Annotated in this window: 26 protein-coding genes; 18 read left to right on the top strand and 8 right to left on the bottom strand. The window is 63.7% G+C overall.

Annotated features, from left to right (window positions below; translation table 11 throughout):
* Positions 1-30 precede the first annotated feature (30 nt).
* From BWP39_RS22730 to BWP39_RS22715, 4 genes are all read right to left on the bottom strand, one after another.
* Positions 31-795: a lytic transglycosylase domain-containing protein gene (locus BWP39_RS22730; RefSeq protein WP_207557049.1), complete on the bottom strand. Its 765-nt coding sequence runs from the start codon at positions 793-795 to the stop codon at positions 31-33.
* Positions 796-888: 93 nt separating this feature from the next.
* Entirely contained in the window at positions 889-1,548 is a 660-nt protein-coding gene (gene sctR / locus BWP39_RS22725; RefSeq protein ID WP_096724301.1) for a type III secretion system export apparatus subunit SctR, read from the bottom strand.
* Positions 1,541-2,707, bottom strand: coding sequence for a type III secretion system cytoplasmic ring protein SctQ (gene sctQ, locus BWP39_RS22720; protein ID WP_096724299.1), 1,167 nt, complete (start codon positions 2,705-2,707; stop codon positions 1,541-1,543). Before sctQ ends, sctR begins: the two co-directional genes overlap by 8 nt.
* Positions 2,704-3,570 carry a helix-turn-helix transcriptional regulator gene (locus tag BWP39_RS22715; RefSeq protein ID WP_096724297.1) on the bottom strand — a complete coding sequence of 289 codons (867 nt, stop codon included), beginning with the start codon at positions 3,568-3,570 and terminating at the stop codon, positions 2,704-2,706. The genes sctQ and BWP39_RS22715 overlap by 4 nt, the downstream gene beginning before the upstream one ends.
* A 242-nt stretch (positions 3,571-3,812) precedes the next feature.
* Between BWP39_RS22715 and sctV the strand changes: the two genes are divergently transcribed.
* From sctV to BWP39_RS22650, 13 genes are all read left to right on the top strand, one after another.
* Positions 3,813-5,948: a type III secretion system export apparatus subunit SctV gene (gene sctV / locus BWP39_RS22710; RefSeq protein WP_096724295.1), complete on the top strand. Its 2,136-nt coding sequence runs from the start codon at positions 3,813-3,815 to the stop codon at positions 5,946-5,948.
* Positions 5,949-6,008: 60 nt separating this feature from the next.
* Positions 6,009-6,287 carry a flagellar biosynthetic protein FliQ gene (locus tag BWP39_RS22705; protein WP_235851500.1) on the top strand — a complete coding sequence of 93 codons (279 nt, stop codon included), beginning with the start codon at positions 6,009-6,011 and terminating at the stop codon, positions 6,285-6,287.
* A 79-nt stretch (positions 6,288-6,366) separates the two neighbouring features.
* A complete protein-coding gene (gene sctC / locus BWP39_RS22700) occupies positions 6,367-8,337 on the top strand; it encodes a type III secretion system outer membrane ring subunit SctC (RefSeq protein WP_235851499.1) in 1,971 nt (656 codons plus the stop codon).
* Positions 8,324-9,718: an FHA domain-containing protein gene (locus BWP39_RS22695; RefSeq protein ID WP_133116914.1), complete on the top strand. Its 1,395-nt coding sequence runs from the start codon at positions 8,324-8,326 to the stop codon at positions 9,716-9,718. Before sctC ends, BWP39_RS22695 begins: the two co-directional genes overlap by 14 nt.
* 103 nt (positions 9,719-9,821) lie before the next feature.
* On the top strand, positions 9,822-10,025 hold the full coding sequence (locus BWP39_RS22690; protein WP_096724287.1) for a hypothetical protein: 204 nt from the start codon (positions 9,822-9,824) through the stop codon (positions 10,023-10,025).
* 109 nt (positions 10,026-10,134) lie between these two features.
* Positions 10,135-10,581, top strand: a complete 447-nt coding sequence (locus BWP39_RS22685; RefSeq protein WP_096724285.1) for a hypothetical protein — start codon at positions 10,135-10,137, stop codon at positions 10,579-10,581.
* 81 nt (positions 10,582-10,662) lie between these two features.
* Positions 10,663-11,508, top strand: coding sequence for a type III secretion system inner membrane ring lipoprotein SctJ (gene sctJ / locus BWP39_RS22680; protein ID WP_096724283.1), 846 nt, complete (start codon positions 10,663-10,665; stop codon positions 11,506-11,508).
* Positions 11,509-11,524: 16 nt separating this feature from the next.
* Positions 11,525-12,160 carry a SctK family type III secretion system sorting platform protein gene (locus BWP39_RS22675; protein ID WP_157915167.1) on the top strand — a complete coding sequence of 212 codons (636 nt, stop codon included), beginning with the start codon at positions 11,525-11,527 and terminating at the stop codon, positions 12,158-12,160.
* Positions 12,142-12,756: a type III secretion system stator protein SctL gene (sctL, locus tag BWP39_RS22670; protein ID WP_096724279.1), complete on the top strand. Its 615-nt coding sequence runs from the start codon at positions 12,142-12,144 to the stop codon at positions 12,754-12,756. The genes BWP39_RS22675 and sctL overlap by 19 nt, the downstream gene beginning before the upstream one ends.
* The gene (locus BWP39_RS22665) at positions 12,753-14,180 is read left to right on the top strand and encodes a FliI/YscN family ATPase (protein ID WP_096724277.1); all 1,428 of its coding nucleotides are present in this window, start codon (positions 12,753-12,755) and stop codon (positions 14,178-14,180) included. The genes sctL and BWP39_RS22665 overlap by 4 nt, the downstream gene beginning before the upstream one ends.
* On the top strand, positions 14,152-14,715 hold the full coding sequence (locus tag BWP39_RS22660) for a hypothetical protein (protein ID WP_096724275.1): 564 nt from the start codon (positions 14,152-14,154) through the stop codon (positions 14,713-14,715). The genes BWP39_RS22665 and BWP39_RS22660 overlap by 29 nt, the downstream gene beginning before the upstream one ends.
* On the top strand, positions 14,699-15,490 hold the full coding sequence (sctT, locus tag BWP39_RS22655) for a type III secretion system export apparatus subunit SctT (protein ID WP_096724273.1): 792 nt from the start codon (positions 14,699-14,701) through the stop codon (positions 15,488-15,490). The genes BWP39_RS22660 and sctT overlap by 17 nt, the downstream gene beginning before the upstream one ends.
* A 51-nt stretch (positions 15,491-15,541) precedes the next feature.
* Positions 15,542-16,579 carry an EscU/YscU/HrcU family type III secretion system export apparatus switch protein gene (locus BWP39_RS22650; protein ID WP_096724271.1) on the top strand — a complete coding sequence of 346 codons (1,038 nt, stop codon included), beginning with the start codon at positions 15,542-15,544 and terminating at the stop codon, positions 16,577-16,579.
* A gap of 24 nt (positions 16,580-16,603) precedes the next feature.
* Here BWP39_RS22650 and BWP39_RS22645 read toward each other — a convergent pair whose 3' ends face one another.
* On the bottom strand, positions 16,604-17,434 hold the full coding sequence (locus tag BWP39_RS22645) for a helix-turn-helix transcriptional regulator (protein WP_170043891.1): 831 nt from the start codon (positions 17,432-17,434) through the stop codon (positions 16,604-16,606).
* Between the two features lie 151 nt (positions 17,435-17,585).
* The gene (locus BWP39_RS22640) at positions 17,586-18,518 is read right to left on the bottom strand and encodes a LysR family transcriptional regulator (RefSeq protein ID WP_096724267.1); all 933 of its coding nucleotides are present in this window, start codon (positions 18,516-18,518) and stop codon (positions 17,586-17,588) included.
* A 336-nt stretch (positions 18,519-18,854) separates the two neighbouring features.
* On the opposite strand from BWP39_RS22640, the gene BWP39_RS22635 reads away from it, so the two are divergent.
* Both BWP39_RS22635 and BWP39_RS22630 read left to right on the top strand, forming a co-directional pair.
* Positions 18,855-19,625, top strand: coding sequence for a putative hydro-lyase (locus BWP39_RS22635; protein WP_096724265.1), 771 nt, complete (start codon positions 18,855-18,857; stop codon positions 19,623-19,625).
* 30 nt (positions 19,626-19,655) lie between these two features.
* On the top strand, positions 19,656-20,960 hold the full coding sequence (locus BWP39_RS22630; protein WP_207557047.1) for an MFS transporter: 1,305 nt from the start codon (positions 19,656-19,658) through the stop codon (positions 20,958-20,960).
* Positions 20,961-21,109: 149 nt separating this feature from the next.
* On the opposite strand, the gene BWP39_RS22625 is transcribed toward BWP39_RS22630, so the two are convergent.
* Both BWP39_RS22625 and BWP39_RS22620 read right to left on the bottom strand, forming a co-directional pair.
* Positions 21,110-21,706 carry a mobile mystery protein B gene (locus tag BWP39_RS22625; protein ID WP_096724263.1) on the bottom strand — a complete coding sequence of 199 codons (597 nt, stop codon included), beginning with the start codon at positions 21,704-21,706 and terminating at the stop codon, positions 21,110-21,112.
* Positions 21,697-22,158 (bottom strand): mobile mystery protein A, encoded by a 462-nt coding sequence (locus BWP39_RS22620; RefSeq protein WP_096724261.1) that lies wholly within the window; start codon positions 22,156-22,158, stop codon positions 21,697-21,699. The genes BWP39_RS22625 and BWP39_RS22620 overlap by 10 nt, the downstream gene beginning before the upstream one ends.
* Positions 22,159-22,485: 327 nt before the next feature.
* On the opposite strand from BWP39_RS22620, the gene BWP39_RS22615 reads away from it, so the two are divergent.
* From BWP39_RS22615 to BWP39_RS22605, 3 genes are all read left to right on the top strand, one after another.
* Positions 22,486-22,827 (top strand): PadR family transcriptional regulator, encoded by a 342-nt coding sequence (locus BWP39_RS22615; protein WP_096724259.1) that lies wholly within the window; start codon positions 22,486-22,488, stop codon positions 22,825-22,827.
* On the top strand, positions 22,824-24,029 hold the full coding sequence (locus BWP39_RS22610) for a DUF1700 domain-containing protein (RefSeq protein WP_096724257.1): 1,206 nt from the start codon (positions 22,824-22,826) through the stop codon (positions 24,027-24,029). The genes BWP39_RS22615 and BWP39_RS22610 overlap by 4 nt, the downstream gene beginning before the upstream one ends.
* A gap of 61 nt (positions 24,030-24,090) precedes the next feature.
* Positions 24,091-24,888, top strand: coding sequence for a BPSS1780 family membrane protein (locus tag BWP39_RS22605; protein ID WP_133116912.1), 798 nt, complete (start codon positions 24,091-24,093; stop codon positions 24,886-24,888).
* The last annotated feature ends 50 nt before the right edge of the window (positions 24,889-24,938 follow it).

The raw sequence follows: 24,938 nt of genomic DNA, 5'->3' as shown, positions 1-24,938 counted from the left end.
CTTCCGTGATGCGGCACGCGCACGCAACGTTCAGCGCGTCACGACAAGTCCATCACGTGCTGCGGCCGTACTCGTCGAAATACAACGCGTGCACCAGCGATGCGAGTCGTGCGAACAGCGCACCGTGACGCTCTGCGTGATGTTCGCGTCACAGTGAGATGACGTGCTTACCGAGACATTCTTCACCTGCGGCGCAGCGCTAGCACGCACTTTGTCAGTGCGATTGTCAGAGCGCCGTTCGAAGCCATTAGCGACGCGCCAGTTCGCATACGCCCCAGCGATAATCTTCGCCACATAACCCTGCCGATAGCCGGTGAGAAAATTCCCACTGTAGTAGCACGACAACGCATCGCGCAACGCCCCCTGAGTGTCGCCCGAATGCGCACTTGCACGCACGAAGCATTGCTGCAGGATCTGGCTACTCGCGCGCAGATTGCGGCACGGATCGAAAATGGTCGAAAGATTTTCGCCGACGCGCGTGAGGTTGTGCACATTCACCTGGCCGAGTCCGACGCTGAAATTGTAGCCACGCGCGACGAGCGTCTGCGCGGTTGCAAGGGCTTGTGCGTAGCTCGTCGGTTGATACTGCAGATGGTTGCCGACCACGCCGATCGCATACGGATTGAAACCCGATTCGACGCGCACCAGCGCGGCAAGCGTCGTCACGTCGACATGCGGTGCGCAGACCCGCGCGAGCGCGGTGAAGCTGGCGGATGGCGGCGGTTCGTCGGCGCGCACGACGATGGGGCGCAGCGACGCGAGCGCAGCCACTGCAACCACCGAAAACGCATCCACCACGAGCGCCACAACCGGCGCACAACGCACACCTGTGAGCGATGAGCGAAGAGAACACAGAAAGCGAAAAAACCCATTCGCCATCGTCAGCCTCTACCGGTACGACAACACCAACCCGTGAACCAGCACCGACCAGCCGTCGAGCATCACGAACAGCAGCAGCTTGAACGGCACCGAGATCACAGTCGGCGAGATCATCTGCATGCCGAGCGCGAGCAGCACGTTCGCCACCACCAGATCGACGACGAGGAACACGAGGTACAGCACGAAGCCGATCTCGAACGCTTTCATCAGTTCGGACAGCGTGAAACTCGGCACCAGCACGATCAGATCGTCCTGTTGCAGGTTTTTGGCGCGCTCCGGCGGCCACATGGTGGTTGCCGAGCGCACGAAGAAGTTGCGTTCGCGCTCGGGGGTGTGCTGCATCATGAAGTTCTTTAGAGGCGGCGCCGCAGCGTCCATCAACTGCGTAATGTCCTGCATCGACATGTCGTTGCCGAGCGTAAAGTTGGTTGTCTTCAGGTTGTCCATGATGCTCATGCCGACCGGCGCCATGATGTACACGGACAGGATCAGCGCGATGCCGTTGAGCACGATATTGGGCGGCACCTGCTGGATGCCCAGCGCGCTGCGCAGCAACCCGAACACGACGACGAGCTTGGTGTAGCTCGTCACCATCAACGCGGCAAACGGCGCAATGCCGAGTGCCGCGATCACCGCCACCATCGCGGCGGGATTGGGCAGATTACCCATCGTCGCGTTCCGGTTGCGGCTCGGCGGCGGCGCCGAGCGTCGAGATGCGCACACCGAGCTTGTTGCCGACTGCGATCAGGTGGCCGGTGCCGACCTGCATGCCGTTCGCGAGAATCCGGATCACGCTCTGGTTCAGCGGCTGATCGAGTTCGATCACGAAGCCCGGTTGCATCGCCTTCAACTGTGCAAGCGTCAGCGTGCGCCGTTCGAGTTCGAAGCAGGCATGCACTTCGAGCGCATCGAGCACGCCAGGTGCGCCCGTGCCGGAGGCGCTACCGCCGCCATCGGCTGCCGGGTCGGGTGGGGAAGACGTATTCATGCTGGAGGCCTCTCTCGTCTGGATCTCGTCGATCGTGATCTTTGCGCCGAGCACGCGCGCGTTTAACTGCAAGCCGCGCGCGCCCGGCGTCGCCGCGCGGCACACGAGCCCCGCGCCTGCCGATTTCCATTGCTCGATCGCGATGATGTCGCCGTGTTGCAAGGCGGCCAGCTCGCGCTGCGTCAGCAGCGTCGAGCCGATGCGAAACGCGAGCGGTACGGGTAAGTCGTCGAAGTCGTGTGGTTCGAGCGTCGGCGCTGGCGGCGTAGTCGGACAGGCCAGCACGAGATAGCGCGGATCGTCGAACAGCAGCGCGCCATGCGCGTGCCACGAGCCGTCCGGCACGCCGAACACGAAACGCAACGGCGAGACGCCGCCGTCTGTGTGCGCGGCCGCGCTGGCTTCGGGTGATTCGTTTTCATCGCGTGCAACCGGCCCCTGGGTGTGCTCCGGCACGCTGAGGCTGATCGATTGCCGGGTGGCCTGCTCGAGCGTCGCGGTGAGCGGTGCGAGCGCATCGGCGAGCAGAGCGCAGCGGATTTCATCGGGAACGGTGTCGTCGGCGGCGTCGCCGATCAGCGCCTGCTCGGCACGCGCTTCCAGCAACAGCCAGCCGGCCGCGGGACCGAAGCGGAAGCGGTAGCGTCGCGGGGTGCCTCGCGCGAGCTGCGCGGTGTAATCCCAACGCAGCGTGCGACGCGCGCCGCCGGCGTCGAACTCGAAGGTGCGGCGCCATGCGTAGGCGCGGCTTGCTGCCTGCGCCGCCGGCGCCGACAGATGCGGCAGCGGTAGCGTGTCGTCCGCCGCGAGCGCACTACGTTCCGGAAAGGGGCCGTTCATCGCAGTTCACCCTGACCTGCCAGATAGGCGAGATGCACACGGTTCGCCGCGCCGCAGCGCTTCTTCAGCAGGCGCAGATGGTAATCGACGTTGTGTGTCGACATGTGCAGCGATTCGGCAATCTGCCGGTCGCTGAGCCCGCGCACGAGTGCATCGAGAATGTGCCGCTGGATCTTGGAGATCGACTTGTGCGGCGATGGCTCGCCGCGGGCGATGAGCGGCCCCGCGTAGTCGATCAGGTATTCGTGCAGCGCAAGCCCGAGCGCGTACGCCTGGCCGACGATGCGGTCACTGATCCAGTGCCGCGACAGGTTTGCGCAGCTCAGCGACAGCACGCTTTGTTGCGGGCTCGACGGGCTTGCGAGGCTGAATGTAATGCCGCTACGCAGGCCCGCTTCGTGCGCGTCCGACAACAGGCTTTTAAGGCGTGTGTCGGTCTCGTCGGAGCGCGTTGTGTGTGGGGTGTCATCGCGCGACGGTTGCGTCACCGACAGCGTCGCCAGATCCCAGATCAGCGGCCATTCGCGGCGGCATGCGAACGCGATGCGCGGGTCCACCTCCAGATAGCGCTGATCGATATAGCGTTCAGGCCAGCCGGGGGCCGTGTAGTCGCGCACGTACCACGCACGCGTGATCGTGTCACTCACACAGTTCAGACGCCAGTAGCACAGCCAGTCGAAACCGATCGCTCCCAGCAGCGTGCGAATTAGCAGGCTGCGCTGCGCCGGCGTGCGTGCGTCGCTGAGCTCGTCGGCGATTGCCGAGCGCGGTGTCGCGCCGCGTCCTGGCGGGGCGACGCCGAGGCCGATCGGGCAATAGTCCAGCATGACGAAAGTCTGCTCGACGCCGTCGCGCGCTTTCAACCCGTCCTCCTTGTGTGATGAGCGTCCTCTGCACTGTAGCGGCGAGCGCACGCGCGGGGCACTACCGCGTTCCGTAGTGAAGAGTCGAAGAATCGCGCGTGCAACGACGAAATCCCACGAATCTGGTGCGCGTCCCTACGAAGCGGTTTATCTACACTGGTTGCACGATCTTCAACCAGTGGGTGGCTAGAGGTGCGTGCGCCTCTAGCTGTCCCGCTGCACCTTCGCAGGTCACGTATCGCATGCCTTTCGACAACGTCAACCGGTTCTGGCAGCACGGCCTCGGCGAGCACTGGCGTAGCCGTGTGCCGCAGTTCGCGCTGACGCGGCAGTACGACCTGCTGCTCGCGCTGTTCATCGCGGCGATCGTCGCGCTGTTCGTGCTGCCGCTGCCGACGATGCTGCTCGACGGGCTGATCTCGCTGAACCTGTCGCTGTCGATCCTGCTGCTGACGGTGTCGACCTATCTGCCATCGGCCGTTGCGTTCTCGTCGTTCCCTGCGTTGCTGCTCTTCACGACGTTGTTGCGCCTCGCGCTGAACATCGCGTCGTGCAAGCTGATCCTGCTGCAGGCCAATGCGGGTCATGTCATTGATACCTTTGGACGACTGATCGTCGGTAACAATTTCGTCGTCGGCGGTGTGGTGTTCCTCGTGATTGCGATCGTGCAGTTCATCGTCATCGCGAAGGGCTCGGAGCGGGTCGCGGAAGTGGGCGCGCGGTTCTCGCTGGATGCGATGCCAGGCAAGCAGATGAGCATCGACGCGGATCTGCGGGCCGGCATCATCACCTCCGATGAAGCGAAGCGCCGCCGCGAATGGCTCGAACAGGAATCGCAGCTGCACGGCGCAATGGATGGCGCGATGAAGTTCGTGAAGGGCGATGCCATCGCTGGGATCATCATCGCGTTCATCAATATCCTCGCCGGTATTGCGGTCGGCACGCTGATGCACGGTATGAGCGTGTCGGAGGCGCTGCATCGCTACGCGGTGCTGACAGTCGGCGACGGCATGGCCTCGCAGATTCCGTCGCTGCTGGTGTCGATCGCGGCCGGTGTGGTGACGACGAGAGTCGCGTCACGCGACGCGCAGCAGCGCCACCTCGGCGAACAGATCGGCACGCAGATCACCAATCATCCGCGCGCGGTGCTGATCGCGGGCACGATCGTGCTGGCGTTCGTGTTCGTGCCGGGTTTTCCGAAGTGGTCGTTCCTGCTGCTCTCGGTGCTGCTGATAGGCGGCGGCATCCTGCTGATGCGGCGCCGGAAAACCATCCCCACGCTGAATCTGATCACGCTCGCGGATACCCCTACGGAAGCCGACGCGAGCATCGCCGCGTCCGGTTCGCAGGTGCATCCGCTCGGCATGACGGCGCTGCTCGCCATCGTGTTTGCGCAGGACCTGCGCGCGCATCTGAATCTGGTGCAGTTGCAGGCGGCGCTGAGCGATGCGAAGGCGCGCGTCGACGTCGATCTCGGGCCGGTGTTTCCGCGCATGAATCTGCGCTTCGATCCGCTGGCGTCGGCGCATACGTATCGGGTGCTGCTGCAGGACGTGCTGGCGTCGCGCGGCTATCTGCGGCCTGGGCGCTTCCTGTGGGATGGCGTGTCGGCGCTGCCCGACACGCTCGAACGCGAAGCCGGCGAGCCGTTCGGGCCGTTCACGCAACCGGTCTGGCTGGCGCCGTCGGGCGCGACCGGGCGCGCGCTGGTCGGCAATCTGAGCCTCGAACAGGTGCTCGCACAGCATCTCGAAGCGGTCGTGCGCGCCAATCCGTCAGCGCTGATCGGCATTCAGGAAACCCAGGCGCTCGTGCATCTTGCGCGCCGTGACCATCCCGAGCTGATCGCGGAACTGACACGCATCGTGCCGCTGCAGCGCATTACCGAAGTGCTGCGTCGGCTGCTGCTCGAACACATTCCAATCCGTAATCTGCGGGTGATTTTCGAAAGCCTGATTACGTGGGCACCGAAAGAACCCGACGACACGATCACGCTCGTCGAGCAGGTGCGTGTCGACCTCAAACGCATGATTACCGATCGCTATTGCGGCGGCCTGCGCACGCTCGAAGCGATTCTCTTCGAGCAGAGCTTGCAGGACCGCGTGCAGTCGTCGATCCAGCGCACCCAGCAAGGCGTTTTTCTCGGCCTCGCACGCGATGTGAAGGACAACGTCTGCGAGCAGACCCGCGCGGTGATCGAGTCGCTGCGCGGCAGGGAGCGCAGTACGCGCGTGGCGGTGCTGGTGCCGATGGCGGTGCGCTTCTATGTGAAATCGATCCTCGAGCCCGTGCTGCCGGAACTGCCGGTGCTGTCGTATCAGGAGATCGAGGAAGACGTGCGGTTGCAGACCATCGGCTGGGTCAAGAACCCGGCGTGAGCCGCTGGCCGAGCCAGGGGAAACCGGAGCGCCGTGGCGCTTCACATGGGAGAGACATACGTGGCCGACGCAGCGATTCTGGACATTACGCGCGAAGCGTTGCTGCTGGTGTTGATGCTGTCGCTGCCGGTCGTGGCGGTCGCGACCATCGCGGCGGTGACGGTGGCGATCGTGCAGGCGGTGACGCAGGTGCAGGACTCGAGCATCGGCCTGTCGGTGCGGATGATCGTCGTGATGGTGACGGTGATTGTGCTGTCGGGTTGGGGGGCAAGGCAGTTGATGGTATTTGGCCGGCAGGCGCTCGAACGCGTGTTCGGGATCGCGCCCGGTCTCTTTTGATCGAACCATGTCACGGAATGCGACCTTGAGAACAATAATCCAGTCGATCCTCGCACTACGCTCGCGTCAGTTGCTGCTGATGCTGGCCGCGTTATGCCTGTCCGGTCATGCAACGCGGCCACGCGCCGCGGAATTGCAATGGCGCGGACGCTCGTACGAAATCGTCGCGAACGGTCGCGCGTTGCCGGACTTCCTGCGCGAACTCGCGGCATCGCAGGGCACCACGGCCATCATCGATCCGAAAGTGACCGGCAGTATCAGCGGGCGTTTCGGCGGCACGCCGGTGCAGACGCTCAATAGCGTATGCACGACCTACGGCCTCACGTGGTTCTACGACGGTTCGTTCCTCTACATCGAACGAGCTTCGGATACCCAGACGCAAATGCTGCGCATTCCGCAGGGTTCGGCGTCGCGTCTCACGCAGTTGCTGCAGTCGATGCAGGTGCCCGACAAGCGCTTCGCGCTCAACATCAGCGACCGCGACAACACGGTCTATGTATCGGGCCCGGTGCGTTATGTCGAGATGGTGCGCGAGGCGGCCGATTCGGTGACCAACGGTGGTGGATCGACGGAAAGCGCCGTGATCCGCGCGTTTCCGCTGCGCTACAACTGGGCCGCCGACGTCACGATCAATCGCTCCGGCAAGGACGTGACGTTGCCCGGTGTCGCGACGATCCTGCGGCAGCTGTACGGCCAGCAGTCACCGACGATGGGCCCGGGCAGCAACGCGTTGCGACTCGGCGGGCCAACTCGCGAAGTGAAGCTCAGCTCCGGCGACTCGATCAACGTGCCGCGCATCGATATCCCGCTGTCGGGTGATGTGGGCAGCAGCCTGTCGATCAGCGGTGGCCCTGGCGTCGGCGGCTACACCGGCAGCACGCCGGGTCTCGGTGCCTATGCCAACGGCTCGGGATCGACGGGGGGAGGCGGCACCCAGTTGCCGCAGATCGTCCCCGATCCGTCGATCAACGCCGTGCTGATCCGCGATCTGCCCGAGAACATGGGGCGCTATGCGCCGCTGATCCAGCAGCTCGATGCGCGTCCGCGCCTCGTCGAGATCAGCGTAACGATCATGGACATCAACCTCAATTCGCTCGATCAACTCGGCATCGACTGGCGGCTGCACACACCGCACGGCGACTTCCAGTTCGGCAACGGCGCGAATCCGCCGCTGACCTTCGCGGTGGGTTCGACCGAATCGGGGCAAACGGGCACCACCGTGCCGAACGGGATTGCGCTGACGGCATCGATTGGCGGATCGCTGCGCGACTATCTGCTCACGCGCATCAGCGCGCTCGCGACGGCCGGCAACGCGAAGCTGTATTCGAAGCCGAAAGTGCTGACGATGGACAACAGCGAAGCGGTGCTGGAGAACCTGACGGAGTTCTATGTGCAGGTGGCGGGCTTCCAGGACGCGTCGCTGTACGGCATCACCACCGGCCAGAGCGTGCGCGTAACGCCGATGATCATCGACGACGACAGCGTGCAGCGCGTGATGATGTCGCTCGACATCCAGGACGGCGAGGTGACGAACTCGACGGTGTCGAACGTACCAGTGATCCAGCAGCGCAACATCGTTACGAAGACGATGATCGACGAAGGCCGCAGCCTGTTGATCGCCGGTTTCAACGACGACCAGCTGAATCTCAACAAGAGCGGTATTCCGTTCATCTCCGACATTCCGCTGATCGGCAACCTGTTCAAGTACACGAACAACACCGGTTCGCACATGGAGCGCTTCTACCTGATCACACCGCGCGTGGTGACGCCGGCGGCCGTGTATGCGTCGGATGGCTCGGCGGAGAACTTCACGTCGCCGTTGATGGAAGGTGTCGTGCGGCCGCCCGATAACAACGCGCTGATCAAGCAGGCGCAGCCGCTCGTGCCACCGCCGCCGCCGCAGTCGCCGAACGGCGCAGCGACCGCACCCGCACCGCAACCCGGCGTACAGACGACGCCCATCGCGCCGCCGATATCCCAAACCCAACCCGCGCCGGCGACGCAGATTGCGCCGACCGGCGCTCCCGGAGGTCAGGGTGGCAGCCAGTAGTCACGACGGCTCAGGCTGGAGCCTGTGCTTCCTGAGCGGCCCGATGTCGGGCCGCACGCTGTGGCTGACACCCGGCGAGAACTGGGTCGGCACCGGTGCGGACTGCGAGGTGATTTTGCCGGACCGCGACATCGCGGCGCGGCAGCTGTGCCTGCAGGTCGGTGCGATCGCGGCGTCGGTGCAGAACCTGGGCGGCGCACCGGTGACGCTGAACGGCGCGCCGCTGGCGGAGATGCGCCGCGCGCTCGCACCGGGCGACACGATGACGGTGGGCTCGATCAAGTTCGGCGTCGAGCACGTGGCAGGCGCGCTGCCGCTCGCGGCGGGCGCGGGTGGCGCGCTGGCTGCGCGTGGCAATGCGCGTGAACACTCGTGGCTGACGATGCACGCGCCCGCGTGGCTCGCGGCGCTCGGTGCGCGTCGTCTGCTGCTGATGCTGCTCGCGCTATGGAGCGCGTTCGCGCTCGCCGCCGGCAGCTACGTCGCGGTTGCAACGCATGGGCAGTTCTGGTGGTCGCACGAGAGCCGTTACGAACGCGTGCGCGAAGTCGAAGCCGCGTTGAGTGCCTATCCCGAACTCACCGTCGCGCCAGGCGAAGGCGAGCAGATCGTGATCTCGGGTTATCTGCGCAACGCCGATGAACGGACTCGCGTCGGGACGATCGCAGCGAGCTTTGCAAACGTGCAGGTCGGTACCGTCTATGTGGTGGATCAGTTGCTCGGCGCGACGCGCCAGACGTTGTCGGACACCGCGGTGAATGCGCAGTACGCGGGACGCGGGCGCATCGTGCTGACCGGTGTCGCGAGCCGTGCGGTCGCGCAGCGCGTGCAGAATTTCGCGCGTGATGCGAAGCCGGCGATCGAGGTCGTCGATCACGTGAACTACGACGACAACGCGGCGGGCGAATTCATCGCGTCGACGGGCGGTGCGGTGCCGGCGGATATCGCGGGCATGTATGGCGACGACAGCGGCACGCGCTACATCGTGACGCGCGATGGCCGGCATTTTTTCGAAGGCGCGACGCTGCCGAACGGTCTGATGATCGCGTCGATCGAAACGAACCGCGTGGTGTTCGAGCGCAATGGGGCGCAGTACATCGTGAAGCTTGGTAACGCGTCGTCGGCAGCGGCTGCGCCCGAGGCTCAGGCAGCGGCGTCAGCGGCGGCCGCAAGCGGCGAGTCTGCAAGCGGTGCGGTGGCGGGCAGTGCAGCCGCAAGCAGTGGCGCAGCCGCGGCAAGCAGCCCCGCGGCGAGCGGTGCGCAAAACGTTGGCGCGTTGACAGTCGATACCGCACCGAACGCACCGAACCAGACAACAGCAACAAACATGAAGAATGCGGCAGGCAACCCGCCCGGCACGGGCGCGGCGCCGCATTCATAACGGTGTTGGCCGGGCGCGCGGCAACGTGGCGCGCCGGGGCGGCAAGGCAGCCGCGGTGAGCGGCAGTTTTTGGATGACAGCAATCCGATCAAAGGAGTGAATCATGGCAGGCAGCAATCCGGTGACAAGTCTTCCAGACAACACGGCGCAGATGCAGGCTTTCGAAGAGCAGTTGTTCCAGCAGCAGATGCAGATGCAGTCGATCGGTATGGTCGGTCAGTCGCACGCCCAGACGATCAGCGTGCTGAACAACATGAGCAGTTCGGAGGCAGGCGCAAACTCTTCCGCGGGACGTCTGGGTTCCTGAGTGTTCTCGCGGCGGTTCTCACGCGCACTGGCGCGTGTGGCTCCGCTCGGCCTGCCGCCGCACCACACTCAATCGCGGTATCCCGCAACGGTTTTGGGGAGGACGAATCATGACTGGAACACCCGTGGCGGCGGTTGGCGCCAACGCGGTGCTGGCGAATGCGCCGGCACAGCAGGCGCCCACCGCTCAGTGGGTCGGGGCCGGTTCACCACCGGCTGCCGCGCCCTCCGGCGACGACGCGCAGCTATTCGCGCAGCAGCTCGCCGGCAATCTCAGCGGTACGGCGAACGGTGGAGTGGGTGCGGCGAGCGGCGCGAGCGAGTCGTTCACGAACATGTTCGGCTATCTCGACGATCTCGGCCAACGCTTCACGAAGCTTTCGTCGATGCGGCATCAGGCGTTGAAGCCGACCGGCGACTGGGGCATGGATATGGCGCGGATGATGGAATACAACTGGGATCTGTCGATGACAGCCAACGGTTGCGAGTTCGCGCTTTCGGCGGCGCAGGCAGCCAATAACTGCTCGCGTTCGGTGCTATCGCCGGACAAGGGCTAGGCGAGAAGTCGCGGCGGTGAGCGCCGGGAGGGACGCGGCGCTCGCCGCACTCGCCGCGACCGGAACCGGCAGGGAGTGGCAATGACGAGATTGGCCAGATGGACCGGCGCGGCCGTGCTGCTGGCGTGCGTCGCCGGGTGTAGCCAGGAGTTGTATTCCGGGCTCGAAGAGCGCGACGCGAACCAGATGATTTCGGTGCTCTCGGATGCGGGCATCAATGCGTCGAAAGAAAACGTCGAAACCCGCGACGGCGGATCGAGCTGGCAGGTCGACGTCGATAGCGGCGAAGTGGGCGACGCGCTCAAGGTGCTGCGCGCGCACGGCTTGCCGCATCAGCAGCTGGAAAGCCTCGGGCAGATTTTTCAGCAGCAGGGGCTCGTCGCGACGCCGTCGGAGGAGCGCGTGCGCTACATCTACGGTGTGCAGCAGGAACTCGCGCGCACGCTCGACGACGTGGACGGCGTGGTGGTCGCGCATGTGCAGGTCGTGATTCCGGAGAACGATCCGCTGTCGGACAAGGTCAAGCCGTCGTCGGCGTCGGTGTATATCAAGTACCGTCCCGGCGTCGATCTGCAGGTGATGGCGCCGATGGTGAAGGAACTCGTGACGCATAGCATCGAAGGGCTTTCGTACGACAATGTGTCGCTGTTCCTGCAGGCCGAGTCGCCCAGTGCGCAGCCCACGAACCAGGGCAGCGGCGGCATGTTGCCTGGCCTGCTGTTGATGCGCAGTCCGTTTGCGTGGTTGATGGCCGTGCTGCTCGCGCTGACGTTGTGTGTCGTCGCGTTGCTCGGTGCACGGCGCGGTGTGTTCGGCTCACGGATCGCGGGGGCGTTTGGTGGCGATCGCGGCAGTGGCGGTGGCAACGGCGGTAGCGGCAGTGCGGATTTCGCAGCACAGGGCGGTGGACCGTCGCGAGGCAACTGACATGCACGAAGCGCGGATGCATCGGCTTGCTGTCGAATTCAATCTGCGTCCCGACTGCTATATCGGCGTGGACTGGTTGCCCGACGAATGGCCGGCGCGTTATCGCGATCTCACGGTATTCGGCGCGCGCGGCCGCGCGGTGCTGGCCACGGCGCTGCTTGCGCGGCTTGGGCCGGGTGCGCCATCGGTGTTCGCGTTCGGTAGCCGGACCGCGCGTCTCGCGCTGCTCGATCGCGCCGCGCTCGCGACGCTTGGCGCGTACTGCGGGCTGATGCTGCATCGTGCGTGGTTGCGCGATGCGGCGAACTGGCGCACGCACCCGGCGCTGGTCGACGCGTTCGGGCATAGCGCGATGCCGTTCGTGCTGAACCGCGCACCGCCATTCGATGCAATCCGCGAAACGCTCGAACCGTATCGCCGTGCGCCGCACGAAGCAGTCGAAGTTATCCGGCGGCGCGGCTGCCGGTTGCTGTTCGACTTCATCGTGGCCGAGCACGCACAGGTTGCGTCGCGTCTCGCCCTCAAGTTTCCCCGCACGCTGTCGAGCCAGCCGACATACGGATTGAACACGCAGCACCGGCAGCATCTGGCGGAGCTGATTTTTCTGTGCCTGATACCGGAGAGATTCGCGCAATGGGACTGGCTTTTCTGATCACGAGCGAAAACCTGCAGATCCTCTCGGAGCGCAAGGTGCTCAGACAGCACGAGTATTCCGCGCTGCTCGATGCGGGTTCGCTCGTCTCGACCGCGCAGGCCGAGCGCGCGCGGATTCTCGAGGACGCCGAGAAGGTATTCGAACAGAAGCGCAGCGAAGGGCACGCGCTCGGGCTCGAGGAGGGGCGTCAGGAATACGCGCAAAAAGCCTGCGGCGCGGCGCTCGATGCAGCGCGCACGCTCGATGCGTTGCGCGAGACGATGGCGAAGATCGTCGTCAAGGCCGTGCGGCAGATGATCGGACCCGTCGATCCGCGCACCGTGCTCGAACAGTCGCTACGGCGCATCGACGCGCTCGTGCGCGAGGAACCGATGCTGGTACTGCGCGTGCCGCCGGAGCAACGCGAAGCGGCTGATGCGGCGCTCGCGCGGGCGTGGCCGGAACGGGCGGCGTCGCATGCGGTGCGGGTGGTGCCCGACGACACGCTGCAGGCCGACCAGTGTGTGATCGAAACTGCGTCGGGCAGCATCGATGCCGGGCTCGACGCGCAGCTCGATGCGCTCGCCGCCGCGATCCGGCAGCGCGGATCATGAGCAGCGCCGACGACCTCGCCGGTCGCCTCGAACGCTTCGCGGGCGAGTTCGGCCAGCTCGCGGACAGCTTCGACAGCGATGCCGCGCAACGCGCGCTTGCCGACGAGCTGGAACATGGCGTCGATGTGTTCAACCCGGTGCGGATGCGTGGTCGCGTGAGTCATGCCGTGGGGCTGCTCGTCAACGCGACCGGGCTGCATGCCAAGCTCGGCGAGATCTGCGAGCTGCGTACGCCGGGCGAGCCCTCCATGCTCGCCGAAGTCGTCGGATTCGCACGACAGACCACACTGCTGACACCGCTTGGTGCGACGAGCGGGTTATCGCCATCGACGGAAGTCATTCCCTCGGGACGTGGCCATCGCTTTGCGGTCGGCAACGCGTTGCGCTCGCGCGTGCTGAACGGGCTCGGTGCACCGCTCGACGAACGCGGCGAGGTGCCTGGCGCGGTATTTGTGCCGGCTCACAACGAGCCGGTCAATCCGCTGCGCCGTCGCACGATCGATACGTCGCTCGCAACTGGTGTGCGCGTGATCGACACGCTGCTGACGGTCGGTGTCGGTCAGCGGATCGGCGTGTTTGCGCCATCGGGCGTGGGAAAAAGCACGTTGCTCGGCATGATTGCGCGCGGCACGCCCTGCGATGTGATCGTGATCGGTCTGGTCGGTGAGCGCGGTCGCGAAGTGCGCGAATTCATCGAGCACAACCTGTCACCCGAGGCGCGCGAGAAAACGGTCATCGTCGCATCGACGTCCGACCGACCCGCGATGGAACGCGTCAAATCCGCGCACGTAGCGACCGCGATCGCCGAATACTTCCGCGATCAGGGACTATCGGTGCTGCTGCTGATCGATTCGCTGACGCGCTTTGCCCGCGCGCAGCGCGAAGTAGGCCTCGCGTCCGGCGAACCGCCGACGCGCCGCAGCTTTCCACCCTCGACGTTCTCGATACTGCCGCAACTGCTCGAACGCGCGGGGCAGGGTGAGCGTGGCTCGATCACAGCGTTCTACACGGTACTCGTCGAAGGTGACGAAGAGACCGATCCGATCGCCGAAGAAGTCCGCTCGATTGTCGATGGTCATATCGTGCTGTCGCGCAAGGTCGCGAGCGCCAATCGCTATCCTGCGATCGACGTGCTGGCGAGCCTGTCGCGTGTGATGTCACAGGTCGTGGCCGAGCCTCATCGCGCGGCGGCGGCACAGGTGCGCTCGCTGCTGTCGCGCTACCAGGACATCGAACTGCTGGTGCAGATCGGTGAATACCGCGCCGGCGCGGATCCGCTTGCCGATGCCGCGCTCGCGGCAAAACCCGAGCTCGATACATTTTTTACGCAGCCGTCGCACGCGCTCGAACCCTTCGACGCGAGCGTGAACGCGCTGATCGAACTGGCACGACGTCATGGACTCAACCATCACGCGAACGCTTGACGCGTTGCGTCGGGTGCGCGACGCGCGGCAACGCAAGGCGGCCATCGAAAAGGTGCGCCAGGAGCGGGTGGCCGCGCGCACCGCGCAGGATGTTGCCGATGCGCAGACGCGGATGATGCGCGAAATCGCGGCGCGTCTTGCGCTGGCGCAGCGTATCGATCGCGATTCGGGCAGCAGCGCTGTCACGCCGCGTTCGCTCGCGGACACCTTCTTCGAGGACATGTCGCGCACGCGCGCAGCCGGTCTTGCACGACTAGACGTGATGCGCGCCGGCGAAGTACACCGCCGCGAGGAAGCGACGCTCGACGAACTGCGTCAGCAACTGGGCCGCGCGCAGGCCAACCTCGACAAGATCGACCGGGTGGCCGGAGAAGTGGGCCGCGCGGCGCAGCGACGCGCCGACGCACGCGAGGACGACGAGGCGGATGCCGCTGCGCTGCGTGGCCGGAGTCACACTGCAGGCTCGGCAGACGAATCGACCACGCGGCACGCCGCCAGTGCAGTTTCGCAGAGGCGCGATGGCAATCGGTCATGACGACATCGCGGCATTGCAGGCCGCGGTGCATCCGGTGCTGCTGGTGATGCCGCGCCTGCTGCCGATGATGCTGATCATGCCCGTGTTCAACGCGCAGATCATGACGCCGCTCGCGCGCAACGGTTTGATCGTCGTGCTCGCCACGTTCACCGCGCCGCTGATCGACTACTCGACGATGGCCGCCGTGCCGTACGGGATGTGGCTCGTGTTGTGCGTGAAGGAGATGCTGATCGGCGTGCTGCTCGGCTTCGCGTTCAGCGCGATGCTCTGGGCGATCGGCAACGTGGGGCATCTGATCGACTTTCAGACCGGCTCGGGCAATTTCGCGTTCTTCGATCCGGTGGCGGGCGATCAGAGCGGACCGACAGCGGTGTTTCTGAATCTGCTCGCGTGCACGCTGTTCGTCACCGGCGGGGGTTTGCACGTGATGCTCGACATGCTGTTCCAGTCGTATCGCCTGTGGCCGGTCGCGTCGTTACTGCCCGATTCGCAGCGGATGATGGAGGAGTTCGCGCTGCGTGCGACCGATTCGATCATGCAGGCGAGCGTGAAGCTCGCGGCGCCCGTGATCATCGTGTTGGTGCTCGTCGAACTGGGTTTGAGCCTGATCGGGCGTTCGGTCACGCAACTGAACGTGTTCCTGATTTCGCAACCGGTAAAAGGTGTGATCGCGCTGCTGATGATGGCGTTGTTTCTTTACTTCGTGTACGGCTCGCTGCACGCGTATCTCGGGCCAGACGGGCCGTTGTTCGCGCTGCTGCGGGCCACGCTGTAGTTTTTTGCTTCAACGTGCGGGATCGCGGCGTGTTTCAAGGGAGTTCCGGCGATGGCCGAAAAGAATCATCCAGCGACTGCACGCCGGCTGCGCGAAGCGCGCCGCAAGGGCGAGGTCGCGCGCAGTGCCGACGTCATCACGACGGTGCAGTTCATCGTGCTGCTCGCGTTGATCGCTGGTGTAGCACCGATTGGCATCGGTCTGTTGCATGGGCTGATGGACGTCGCCCAGCAGGTGATCGCCGCGCGCGACCCGGACACGAGGCTTGCGGTGCTGCTGGTCGCGGTGCGCCATGTGCTGCTGCTCAGCGTGTTGTCGTTGAGCGGTGCGGTACTGCTCGCGGGGGTGATTGCGGGCATCGTGCAGGTAGGCGGCATCGTCGCATGGGCACGGCTCACGCCACAGATATCGCGGCTGAATCCGGCGGCCGGACTGAAGCGCATCGTATCGATGCGCGCGCTGATCGATCTCGCGAAGGCCATCGGCAAGACGCTGGCGATCGGCTTGATCCTGTATGCAGTGATTCGCGGTTCGATCGGCGCGGCGGTCGAGGCCGGCTTCACTACGCCCGCGCAGATTTTCGCGCTGATGGGGCGGCTGCTGTCCTTGCTGTTCGGCTGGGCGGCGGTCATCTACGCGATCATCGCGGGGCTCGATTTCGTGCATCAGCGCTGGGAGTTCGCGCGCAATCACCGGATGAGTACCGAAGAGCTGCGGCGTGAACATCGCGAGATGGAGGGTGATCCGATGGTTTCGTCGCGGCGTTCGCAGCTCGCGCGCGAGGCGCAGTTCGCTTCGATGCAGGATGTATTGCGTGGGGCGTCGGTGGTGATCTATTCGGCGCGTGTGGCGGTGGCGCTGCACTATGCTGGCGAGCCGACGTTGCCGCGGGTCATCGCGCGCGGCGAGGGCGAAGCCGCCGAGCGGATCCGCACGATCGCGCAGGAACTGTTGCGGCCGGCCGTGGCTAATACCGGGCTTGCTGAAAAACTGTACGAGCAGATTCCGCTAGGGCTTTACATCGACCGCGGCCTCTTTCGCGAGGTTGCGGATGCGCTGCGCTGGGCGAGTGGCGGTGAAGTCGGATGAGCGGTGCCTGGTCAACTGGCGCGCTCAATCGTCGAGCAAACGACCGGCAATGTACGCGAGCTGCACACGGTTCTGTGCGTTGTAGATCTTCTTGAGCTGGCGCAGGTGATAGCGCACGTTGTGCGGCGACATCGTGAGCTTCTCGGCCATCTCACGGTCGCTGATGCCTTGCGTGACGAAGCGCAGGATCGCGCGCTGCGCTTCGCTCAGGCGCTCACCGGACGGTACGGGCAGCAGATGCCGCGCACGTGCCTCGATGAACGCGTGAATCGCCGTGCCGATCGCGTAGGCCGCACCGAGGGTCGTGTCGACGATCCATCCGCGGCCGTGCTGCGCACTCGACAGCATCACGATGCTGTGTTCGAGCGGATGAGCGGTCGCGACGCCGAAGCTCACGCCGCTGTTCAGGCCGTGCTGCTGGGCGACCGTCACGAAGCGTCGCGCGAACGTCTCGCAGCGCGGGGCGAGGGTGCCGCTGAATAACGTATCGAGGTCCCATGCGGCAGGCCATTCGATGCAGGCTGTAATGCCCGGCCGCGGATCGATCTGGAAGAAGTCTTCCTGCGCATAGCGCGCTGGCCAGCCGGGTGGCGAGTAGGTATCGAACCACGCGCAGCGACTGATGAATTCACCGATGCGCAGCACGCGGCAATAGCACAGCGAATCGAAGCCCGCTGCGCGCAAGGCGGTGCGTACCAACTGCTGACGCGTGGCGCTGTCGGGGGCTGCGGCAAGATGCTGCGCGAGCTGGCCGAGCAGACGGTCACCTGGTTCGGGAGCCGTGCCGGCGCGACCGTTCAGGTCGGCGTCGCTGAACGTGATGAACCGCGTGCCTTCTTCGTCCGTGTCGTTCATCGCACCTGATTGCGTCTTCGTGAGCGGCCATGCTACTAGCATCGCATGCGGTTTATCGAAGGCAATCTCGTAGTTTTCGTGGTGGATGTCCCGTCAAATTACGTGTTTTTCACTGATACGGCGATTCCGCTGTTCGCATACCGACAGATTGCTAGAGCCCTTCCAGAAACTCCTTCTTGATCGATTTGGTGTACGTCGTACAGGCAATCCGAGCAGCGTTCGCTGCTGCGTCGACCATCACGCTGGCATCGACGGGCTTGCATAGCGACACGATGATCGGCGGTGGGACGGGTTTGAGCGGCAACTCGACGAATTCCCCGCTCTGGAGTTCTTTGGCCACGAAGAGGCCCGGAATTCCCGCTACGCCATAGCCATCGCGCACCAGTTGAACGATCGCGGCGACCGACGGCGAGCACGTAATCCGCGTCTGTTCCGGGCGCATGTTTTCCTGGCGCGCCAGCGTGTGCACGATGCTCTCCAGTGCGATCTGTGGGGCAGTGCCGCGGCCAAACGTGACGATCGGGCGTTGCAGGACATTGAGCGCGAGTCCCGCGGCGCGGCGCGGCAACAGTCCGCGTCGTGCGATCCAGCGGACCGGGTAACTGGCGATCGCACTCGAGGCAATCTTGCTGCTGTCGATCCCTTCCACACGAATGACCAGATCGAGTTCGCCGCTCAGCAGACGCCGTTGCAATACCGAGCTTGAATCGACAGTGAGATCGACATCGAGCTTGGGGTAGTTCGCATTCAGATACGTGATGTAAACCGAGAGCCAGCTATGGACCACCGTTTCGATCACACCGAGCCGCAGCTTGCCACCGACGACGACTTCCTGACCAGCAGCCTCGCGCAACGCACGCGCCGCCTCCACGACGTTTCGCGCCGGCCCGAGCAGGCTCTGTCCCGACGTGGTCAAGCGAAATGCCTGCGAGCTGCGGTCGATCAGCTCGGTCTTCAGTTCGTCTTCGAGCGACTTGATGCGCAGCGAAATAGTCGCGGGCGTGGAGTGCAGGACGCGCGCTGTTGCCCGGAAACTTTCCAGTTCGGCGAGCTTGACGAAGGTTTCGAGGAAGCGGGTATTCATGTGGGCTTCAACCTTTGTGGAGAGCGAATCGACACAAGGAGGAATTATTGACGCCGCCAAAAAAGAGCGTTTACCTGATTGAATCTTTTTGAGGCTTGTCGGTGAGCAATCTGGATGTTCTTGCGCGTGACCGGCTGCGTAGAAAACCCCTTTGTACAAGGCTGTATAGCTTGTTTTCACAGTTACCGAGCCAACCATACGACGCCGTTGCATTGGTAAAAACCCGCACGATTCTGTTAAGAAAAACCTAACACGGGCGAGCGAAATAACTCGCTGGCGTCGCCTTTATTGCGACTCTACTCTTCAACCCATCGAACGTGCGAGGGGCCCGACGTCATGCCACATCATTTCCGCCAGCAGGTCCGCAGCAAGCGTTTTACCGGTCCGACCGCTGGTCAATGTGGCGAGTTCGCGCAAGCCAACCTCGCGATCATTCCGGGTCTCTACGCCGAGGACTTCCTGCGTTTTTGCGTGCGTAACCCGAAGGCCTGCCCATTGCTCGGCGTGGGTGAGCCAGGACAATGGAACGTGCCGGCGCTCGGCCGCGACCTCGACGTCTGCACCGATGTGCCCGGCTACAACGTGTATCGCGAAGGCGTGCTGTGCGAACAGCCCGACGATATCGTCGATCTCTGGCGTGACGACCTGGTGGTCTTCGCGATCGGCTGTTCGTTTTCATTCGAGCAGATGATGGCGCGCGAACGCATCCCGTTGCGCCATATCGACGAGGGCGTCAACGTGCCCATGTACCGCACGAACATCGCCAACCAGATGGCAGGTCCGTTCGGTGGCCAACTGGTCGTGTCGATGCGCCCGATGAGCGGTGCGGACGCGATCCGCGCCATTCAGATCACAAGCCGGTTCCCTTCGGTGCACGGTGCGCCCGTGCATCTGGGCAGTCCGGCCGCGCTCGGTATCGAAGACTTGATGCAGCCGCATTACGGCGACTGTGTGTCGATCCACGAGCATGAAATCCCGGTGTTCTGGGCATGCGGTGTGACGCCGCAAAGCGCCATCGAAAGTGCACGTCTGCCGTTCGCGATTGCGCACCGACCCGGTCATATGTTGATGACCGATATCCCCAACTCATCGCTTGCTGTGCTCTGAGCGCTCGCTCAAGCCACCTGGAGATCAGCCATGAATACCGAAGCACACTTTGCGGGCACGCAAGCTGAAGCGCAATCGAGCGAACCTGAGAGCAGCGGCATGTTCGGCTGGTACCGGCACACGACGACAAACGAACGACGTGCGTTCTGGAGCTGCAAGCTCGGCTACGGGCTCGACGCCATGGACACGCAGTTTCTCAGCTTCGTGATCCCGACGCTGATCGCAACGTGGGGACTGACGAAGGGCGAGGCGGGGTTGATCGGTACCGTCACGCTGCTGACGTCGGCGCTCGGCGGTTGGGTGGCCGGCATCCTGTCGGACCGTATCGGTCGTGTGAAGACACTGCAGATCACCATCGTCTGGTTCGCCTTCTTTACGCTGCTCTGTGCATTTGCGCAGAACTACTCGCAGTTGCTGATCGCACGCGGTCTGATGGGCTTCGGTTTTGGCGGCGAGTGGACGGCGGGCGCGGTGCTGATCGGCGAAGTGATCCGGCCGCGCGATCGCGGCAAGGCAGTCGGCATGGTGCAGGCGGGATGGGCGATTGGTTGGGCAGTCGCGGCCGGGCTCTATACGCTGGTGTTTTCCTTCGTTCCTGCCGATATGGCGTGGCGTGTGCTGTTTGCCATCGGCATCGTGCCCGCGCCGTTCGTGATCCTGATCCGGCGTCTTGTCGACGAACCCGAAGTCCACAAGCAACAGAAGCAGCGCGAGCTTGAAACCGGCGGACGCAGCTCGTTCCTCGAAATCTTCGGCCCCGGTGTCTGGTCGACCACGCTGCGCACAGCGATTCTTGCGACTGGTACGCAGGGCGGGTACTACGCCATTACCACGTGGCTGCCGACCTACCTGAAGACCGAGCAGCACCTGAGTGTGGTCGGCACAGGCGGCTATCTTGCGGTTGTGATCGTGGGATCGTATGCGGGCTACCTGTATGGCGCATTTCTGAGCGACCGGATTGGGAGGAAGCTCACGTTCATGCTGTATTCGCTGGCTTCGATGACCATCGCGCTCGTCTATACGCGCGTACCGATGAGCAACACGTTGCTTCTGCTGCTGGGTTTCCCACTCGGTTTCTTTGCATCGGGGATATTTTCCGGCATGGGTGCGTTCATGACCGAGCTGTTTCCCACCCGCATCCGCGGCTCGGGGCAGGGCTTTTGCTACAACTTCGGCCGCGCGGTTGGGGCGACCTTTCCGTTCCTGATCGGTTACGTGGCGCAGAAAATGCCGCTGGGTATCGCGATTGGAACGTTCGCCGCTGCGGCGTACGGTGTGGTCATTCTGGCTGCGTTGACATTGCCTGAGACGCGTGGCGCGAAGCTGGTTTCTTGAGTCTCAGTCAGGTCACCCTCGTTACTGGAGATGCAGATGAATCGCGACGATGTATTCGTGATTCAGATGCCCGGTGGCGAGGGGATGGCGAAGCGCGTTGAGCGATGCTGACAACGTCGCTGTCGTATCTGGTGAATCTGGAGTTGAACTCAAGCGGTGCTACGAACGAAGGCAAGCAGCAACGTGTAGTCACCTTTGTCCGCGGCACGCAGCGCGGCCAGATAGAGCGTGCGGGCGTTGTCGGCATTGACGAGCGTGCTTGCGCCACCCCACGGAAAAGGAGGCGCTTTCATGCTGCGTAAAAGCGCGTCAGTCATCATCCGTGAGTGTCGGCCATTGCCGTTTGGAAACGGGTGAATCCAGACCAGGTCACGGTGGAATCGCGCCGCAATTTCATCCGGCGGGAAGGTTTCATTCTCAATCCAGTAGCGCACATTGTCGAAAAGATCTCGCAGCTTGACACTGACCTGCGTCCAGTCACATCCGATGTTCTTGTCGGACTTCCGGAACGTACCGGCCCAGGCCCAAGTCTTGTCGAACATCCTTTTGTGCAGGGCGCGGCAGAAGTTCTCACTGGTCACGTCTGGCAGGCGGGCGCGGCGAAGCCACGACACCGCCGCCAGGATGTTCTCCTGCTCCCAGTCATTAAGCTCACCCTTCGTGCTCAGGTGCGTGGGTATGAGGTCGGCGAGTTCGTCGGGGTCGAGAGGGGTTTGTCCTTCCTGCTCGTCGAAATCTATCGCCATAGTGCCGACCATCGACCCCGAAGCAGTTCTTCCGTGCGCTGCTCAACCTGTTTCCGAAGGCGCGCTGTGTCGGGGCGCTGGTCCTCCAGACTCATGGTGTGTGCTACCCCGCCGACTTCTTGCAGCGCAATGGTGCGCGCCTGCTCCTCGACCACTTGCGTGAATGGCTTTCGGGGCACCAGAGCATAGACCAGCTCGCAGTCCAGTCCCTCTGCCAGCTTGCGCAATTGCCCAAGCGAGATTCGCTCATCCGCTTCCGCTTGCTCTGACTTGTGCAACGTCGGGGCCGAGATACCGAGGCGCGCGGCCTGCTGTCGCTCGGTCAGGCCCAGCGACTCTCGAATGAGCTTCAACCAGCCTCGAGGCGGCGCGCGGCGCTTCGCCAGATCGGCATACGCTTCGACCGATGTCTGGACCTGTTCAAGCCGGAGCTGGTTCATCTGGGCGTTCATTTGCTTGCCTATGGGCTAACTAAAGATGTCAACATGATAGCTTATAGGCAAGCATTTATCGAGTATTTGATAGCTTGTAATGCAGCAGATTTCCGAATTTTGCTGCGCTATAGCGCAGCGGGCGATGCTGTGGCGAGCGCAGGAGCCGCTCCCAGGCTGACCGCCGCACCCGCCGCTTTGCACACCAATCCGTGCGTGCATAAAAAGGTACCTTGTATAAAACAGTAGCTGCTGCTACAGTACGGACATGACGCCGCGGGCCTTACTGCATTCGGTCATTGTGCATAGCAAGGTACTGGGCGGTGCACATTAGTGTAATGGAAATGAATGAAAACCCAGCTCAAGAAAGGAACGCTCGACATGTGCGTGCTTGCCGTCCTCGCCCGTGGTGACAGCTACGCGTACGAGCTCGTGTCGACGCTCTCCGAAACCATGGAAATCAGCGAAGGCACGATCTACCCGCTGATGCGCCGGCTCCAGGCAGAGGCGTGGGTATCGACGTACTTCGTCGAATCCAGCTCGGGGCCGCCGCGCAAGTACTACTCGCTGACGTCGGTGGGGCGCAAGAGCCTGACCGAGATGGAAGAGGAATGGCGCAGCTTTGTCGATGAAGTCAACGGTGTGCTCGGATTGCCGGGCGTGTCAACGGGAACAGGGGAAACGCAATGACGCAGGACGAATTCATCCAGAAGCTACGGCATGAACTGGGGAATTTTCCGAAGCAGGCCGTCGATGAAATCATCGCCGACTATCGCGAGTACTTCAGCGACGCGCTTGCCGCGGGCCGCAGCGAAGCCGAAGTCGTTGCCGCGCTCGGTGACCCGGTCAAGCTCGCACGCGAACTGAAGGCGCAGGCCACGTTCCGTCAATGGGAAACGCGCCGCTCGTTCGGCAACCTGATCCGCGTGGTCATGTCGATTGCGGGTCTCGGGCTGCTGCAACTGCTGCTGCTCATTCCGTTCATGATCTATCTGTTCATCCTGACGGTCGGCTATATGGCATCGGCCGCGTTGATGGTGGCGGGGCTGGTAACGGTCGTTGCGCTCGGTAGCCATCATCTGTTTGGCTGGCCGTCGTTCGATTCGCTCCCGTTCAGCTTCAGCAGCGGCAGCTCGCATGTGAGCCAGCCGGCGGGCAGCGTGAGCATAGAAAAGAACGCCGCTCAGCAGGCGAAGAGCAAGGACAGCGACGATGAGGATGACGACAGCGATAACGACAACAGCGATTCGAAGGGCGACCTGCGTTATGCGATTGGCAACCTCAAGGGCTTCACGGTTGCCGGCGATCGCTTCGTGGTGCAACCGCGCCCGGGCACGCGACTGTCGGTGGTCACGCCCGTCGGTCCGCTCGAATTGAAGGACGAAGACGGCAAGCTCAAGATCGATACGGTCGGCGGCGTGCGTGATCTGTTCATCGTGAAGCCGGACGGCACGTGGTCGATTGCCCGCAAAGACGTCATCGCCTTCAACATGAAGAACGACGATGACGATACGCGTGTGTCGATTGCGCGCACCGGGTCCGATTCGAAGTCGATGGCGTGGAGCATCTCGAACGGCGACGACCATGTGTCCTTCGTAGAGGGCGCGACTGGAGAAAAAGCCCACCTGTCGTTGCGGAGCGGTTCGGATTCGGTGGTGATCGACAACGATCGCGTCGCGATCAAGAGCGACGGCGACAACGTCGTCATCGTCGGCCCGCATGGCTCCGGTATTGGTGCGATGGTTTATGGGTTCGGGATGCTCGTTGCCGGCGTCGTCGGACTATGGCTGTGCATGTGGTTGACGCGCATCACGTGGCGGGGTCTGGTCCGCTACGTACGCCGTCAGCTCGACCTCATTACGGCGCGGCTCGACGAAGGGCAATCTACCTGAAGCGAGCCACGCATCACTCACTGATGTCTGTATCCCCCTTGCGATGAAAAAGGAAACGGTCATGAACACGCATTCCACCAGCAGCACGGTCAACGCAGTACGTCCCCAACGCTCCACGGGGTTCTCTTTCTCAGGCAACCGCGGCGTCCACCCGTCGCGCATCGTCGACTGGCTCGTAGAAGGATTCGGCCTTGTCCGCGCACGGCCGTTGCTGTGGATCGCGGCGATCCTCGGCTGCGCCGACCTCGCGACATTGCTTGAGCTCGTGCCGCCGCTGCGCCTGCTCGCGGCGCTCGTCGTGCCGGTGATTGTCGGGGCGCTCGTGCTGATGCAGGAGCGTTCGTACAACGCGCGGCCCTGGTCGATCGGCGAAACGCTCGAAGCGGTCAACGGGCATCGCAGCGCGCTCTTCACGATCGGGCTGTGCGGCATGGTAGTAGTCGGTATCGGACATCTGATCTCGGTGGCCGCATTCCACACGACGGTTGCGACTTCGATGGCGGAGAACGGTGTGCACAATCTGTCGATCGCCTATGGCGTGAATTACGGCGCGGCGAACATCCTCGAGCCGCTCGTGACCGTGCCGACCCTTATCGTCGCTGCTGCGGTGGTCTGGTTTGCACCGGCGCTCGTCGTGTTGCGCAACCTGTCACCGCTGAACGCGATGATCGAGAGCCTGCATGCCGTGTTGCGCAACTGGCGCGTGGCTGCGGTGTACGTGCTCGCGATCGCCGCCGAAGTCCTGCTCGCACCGGTCGTGCCGCCGCTCGTGCGCGGTGTGCTCGTGACGCCGCTGGTCGCCGCGCTGGCCGTGCTGACGATGTACGGCAGTTACCGCGATATCTTCGCTGCACGGTAACCGGTAGTCAGACGTGGGCTGCGGGTCGATCCCGCAGTCGCCGCTCACAC

The organism is Paraburkholderia acidicola, assembly GCF_002362315.1.
Taxonomy (GTDB): domain Bacteria; phylum Pseudomonadota; class Gammaproteobacteria; order Burkholderiales; family Burkholderiaceae; genus Paraburkholderia; species Paraburkholderia acidicola.
This window is presented reverse-complemented; position numbering and strand designations above follow the sequence as displayed.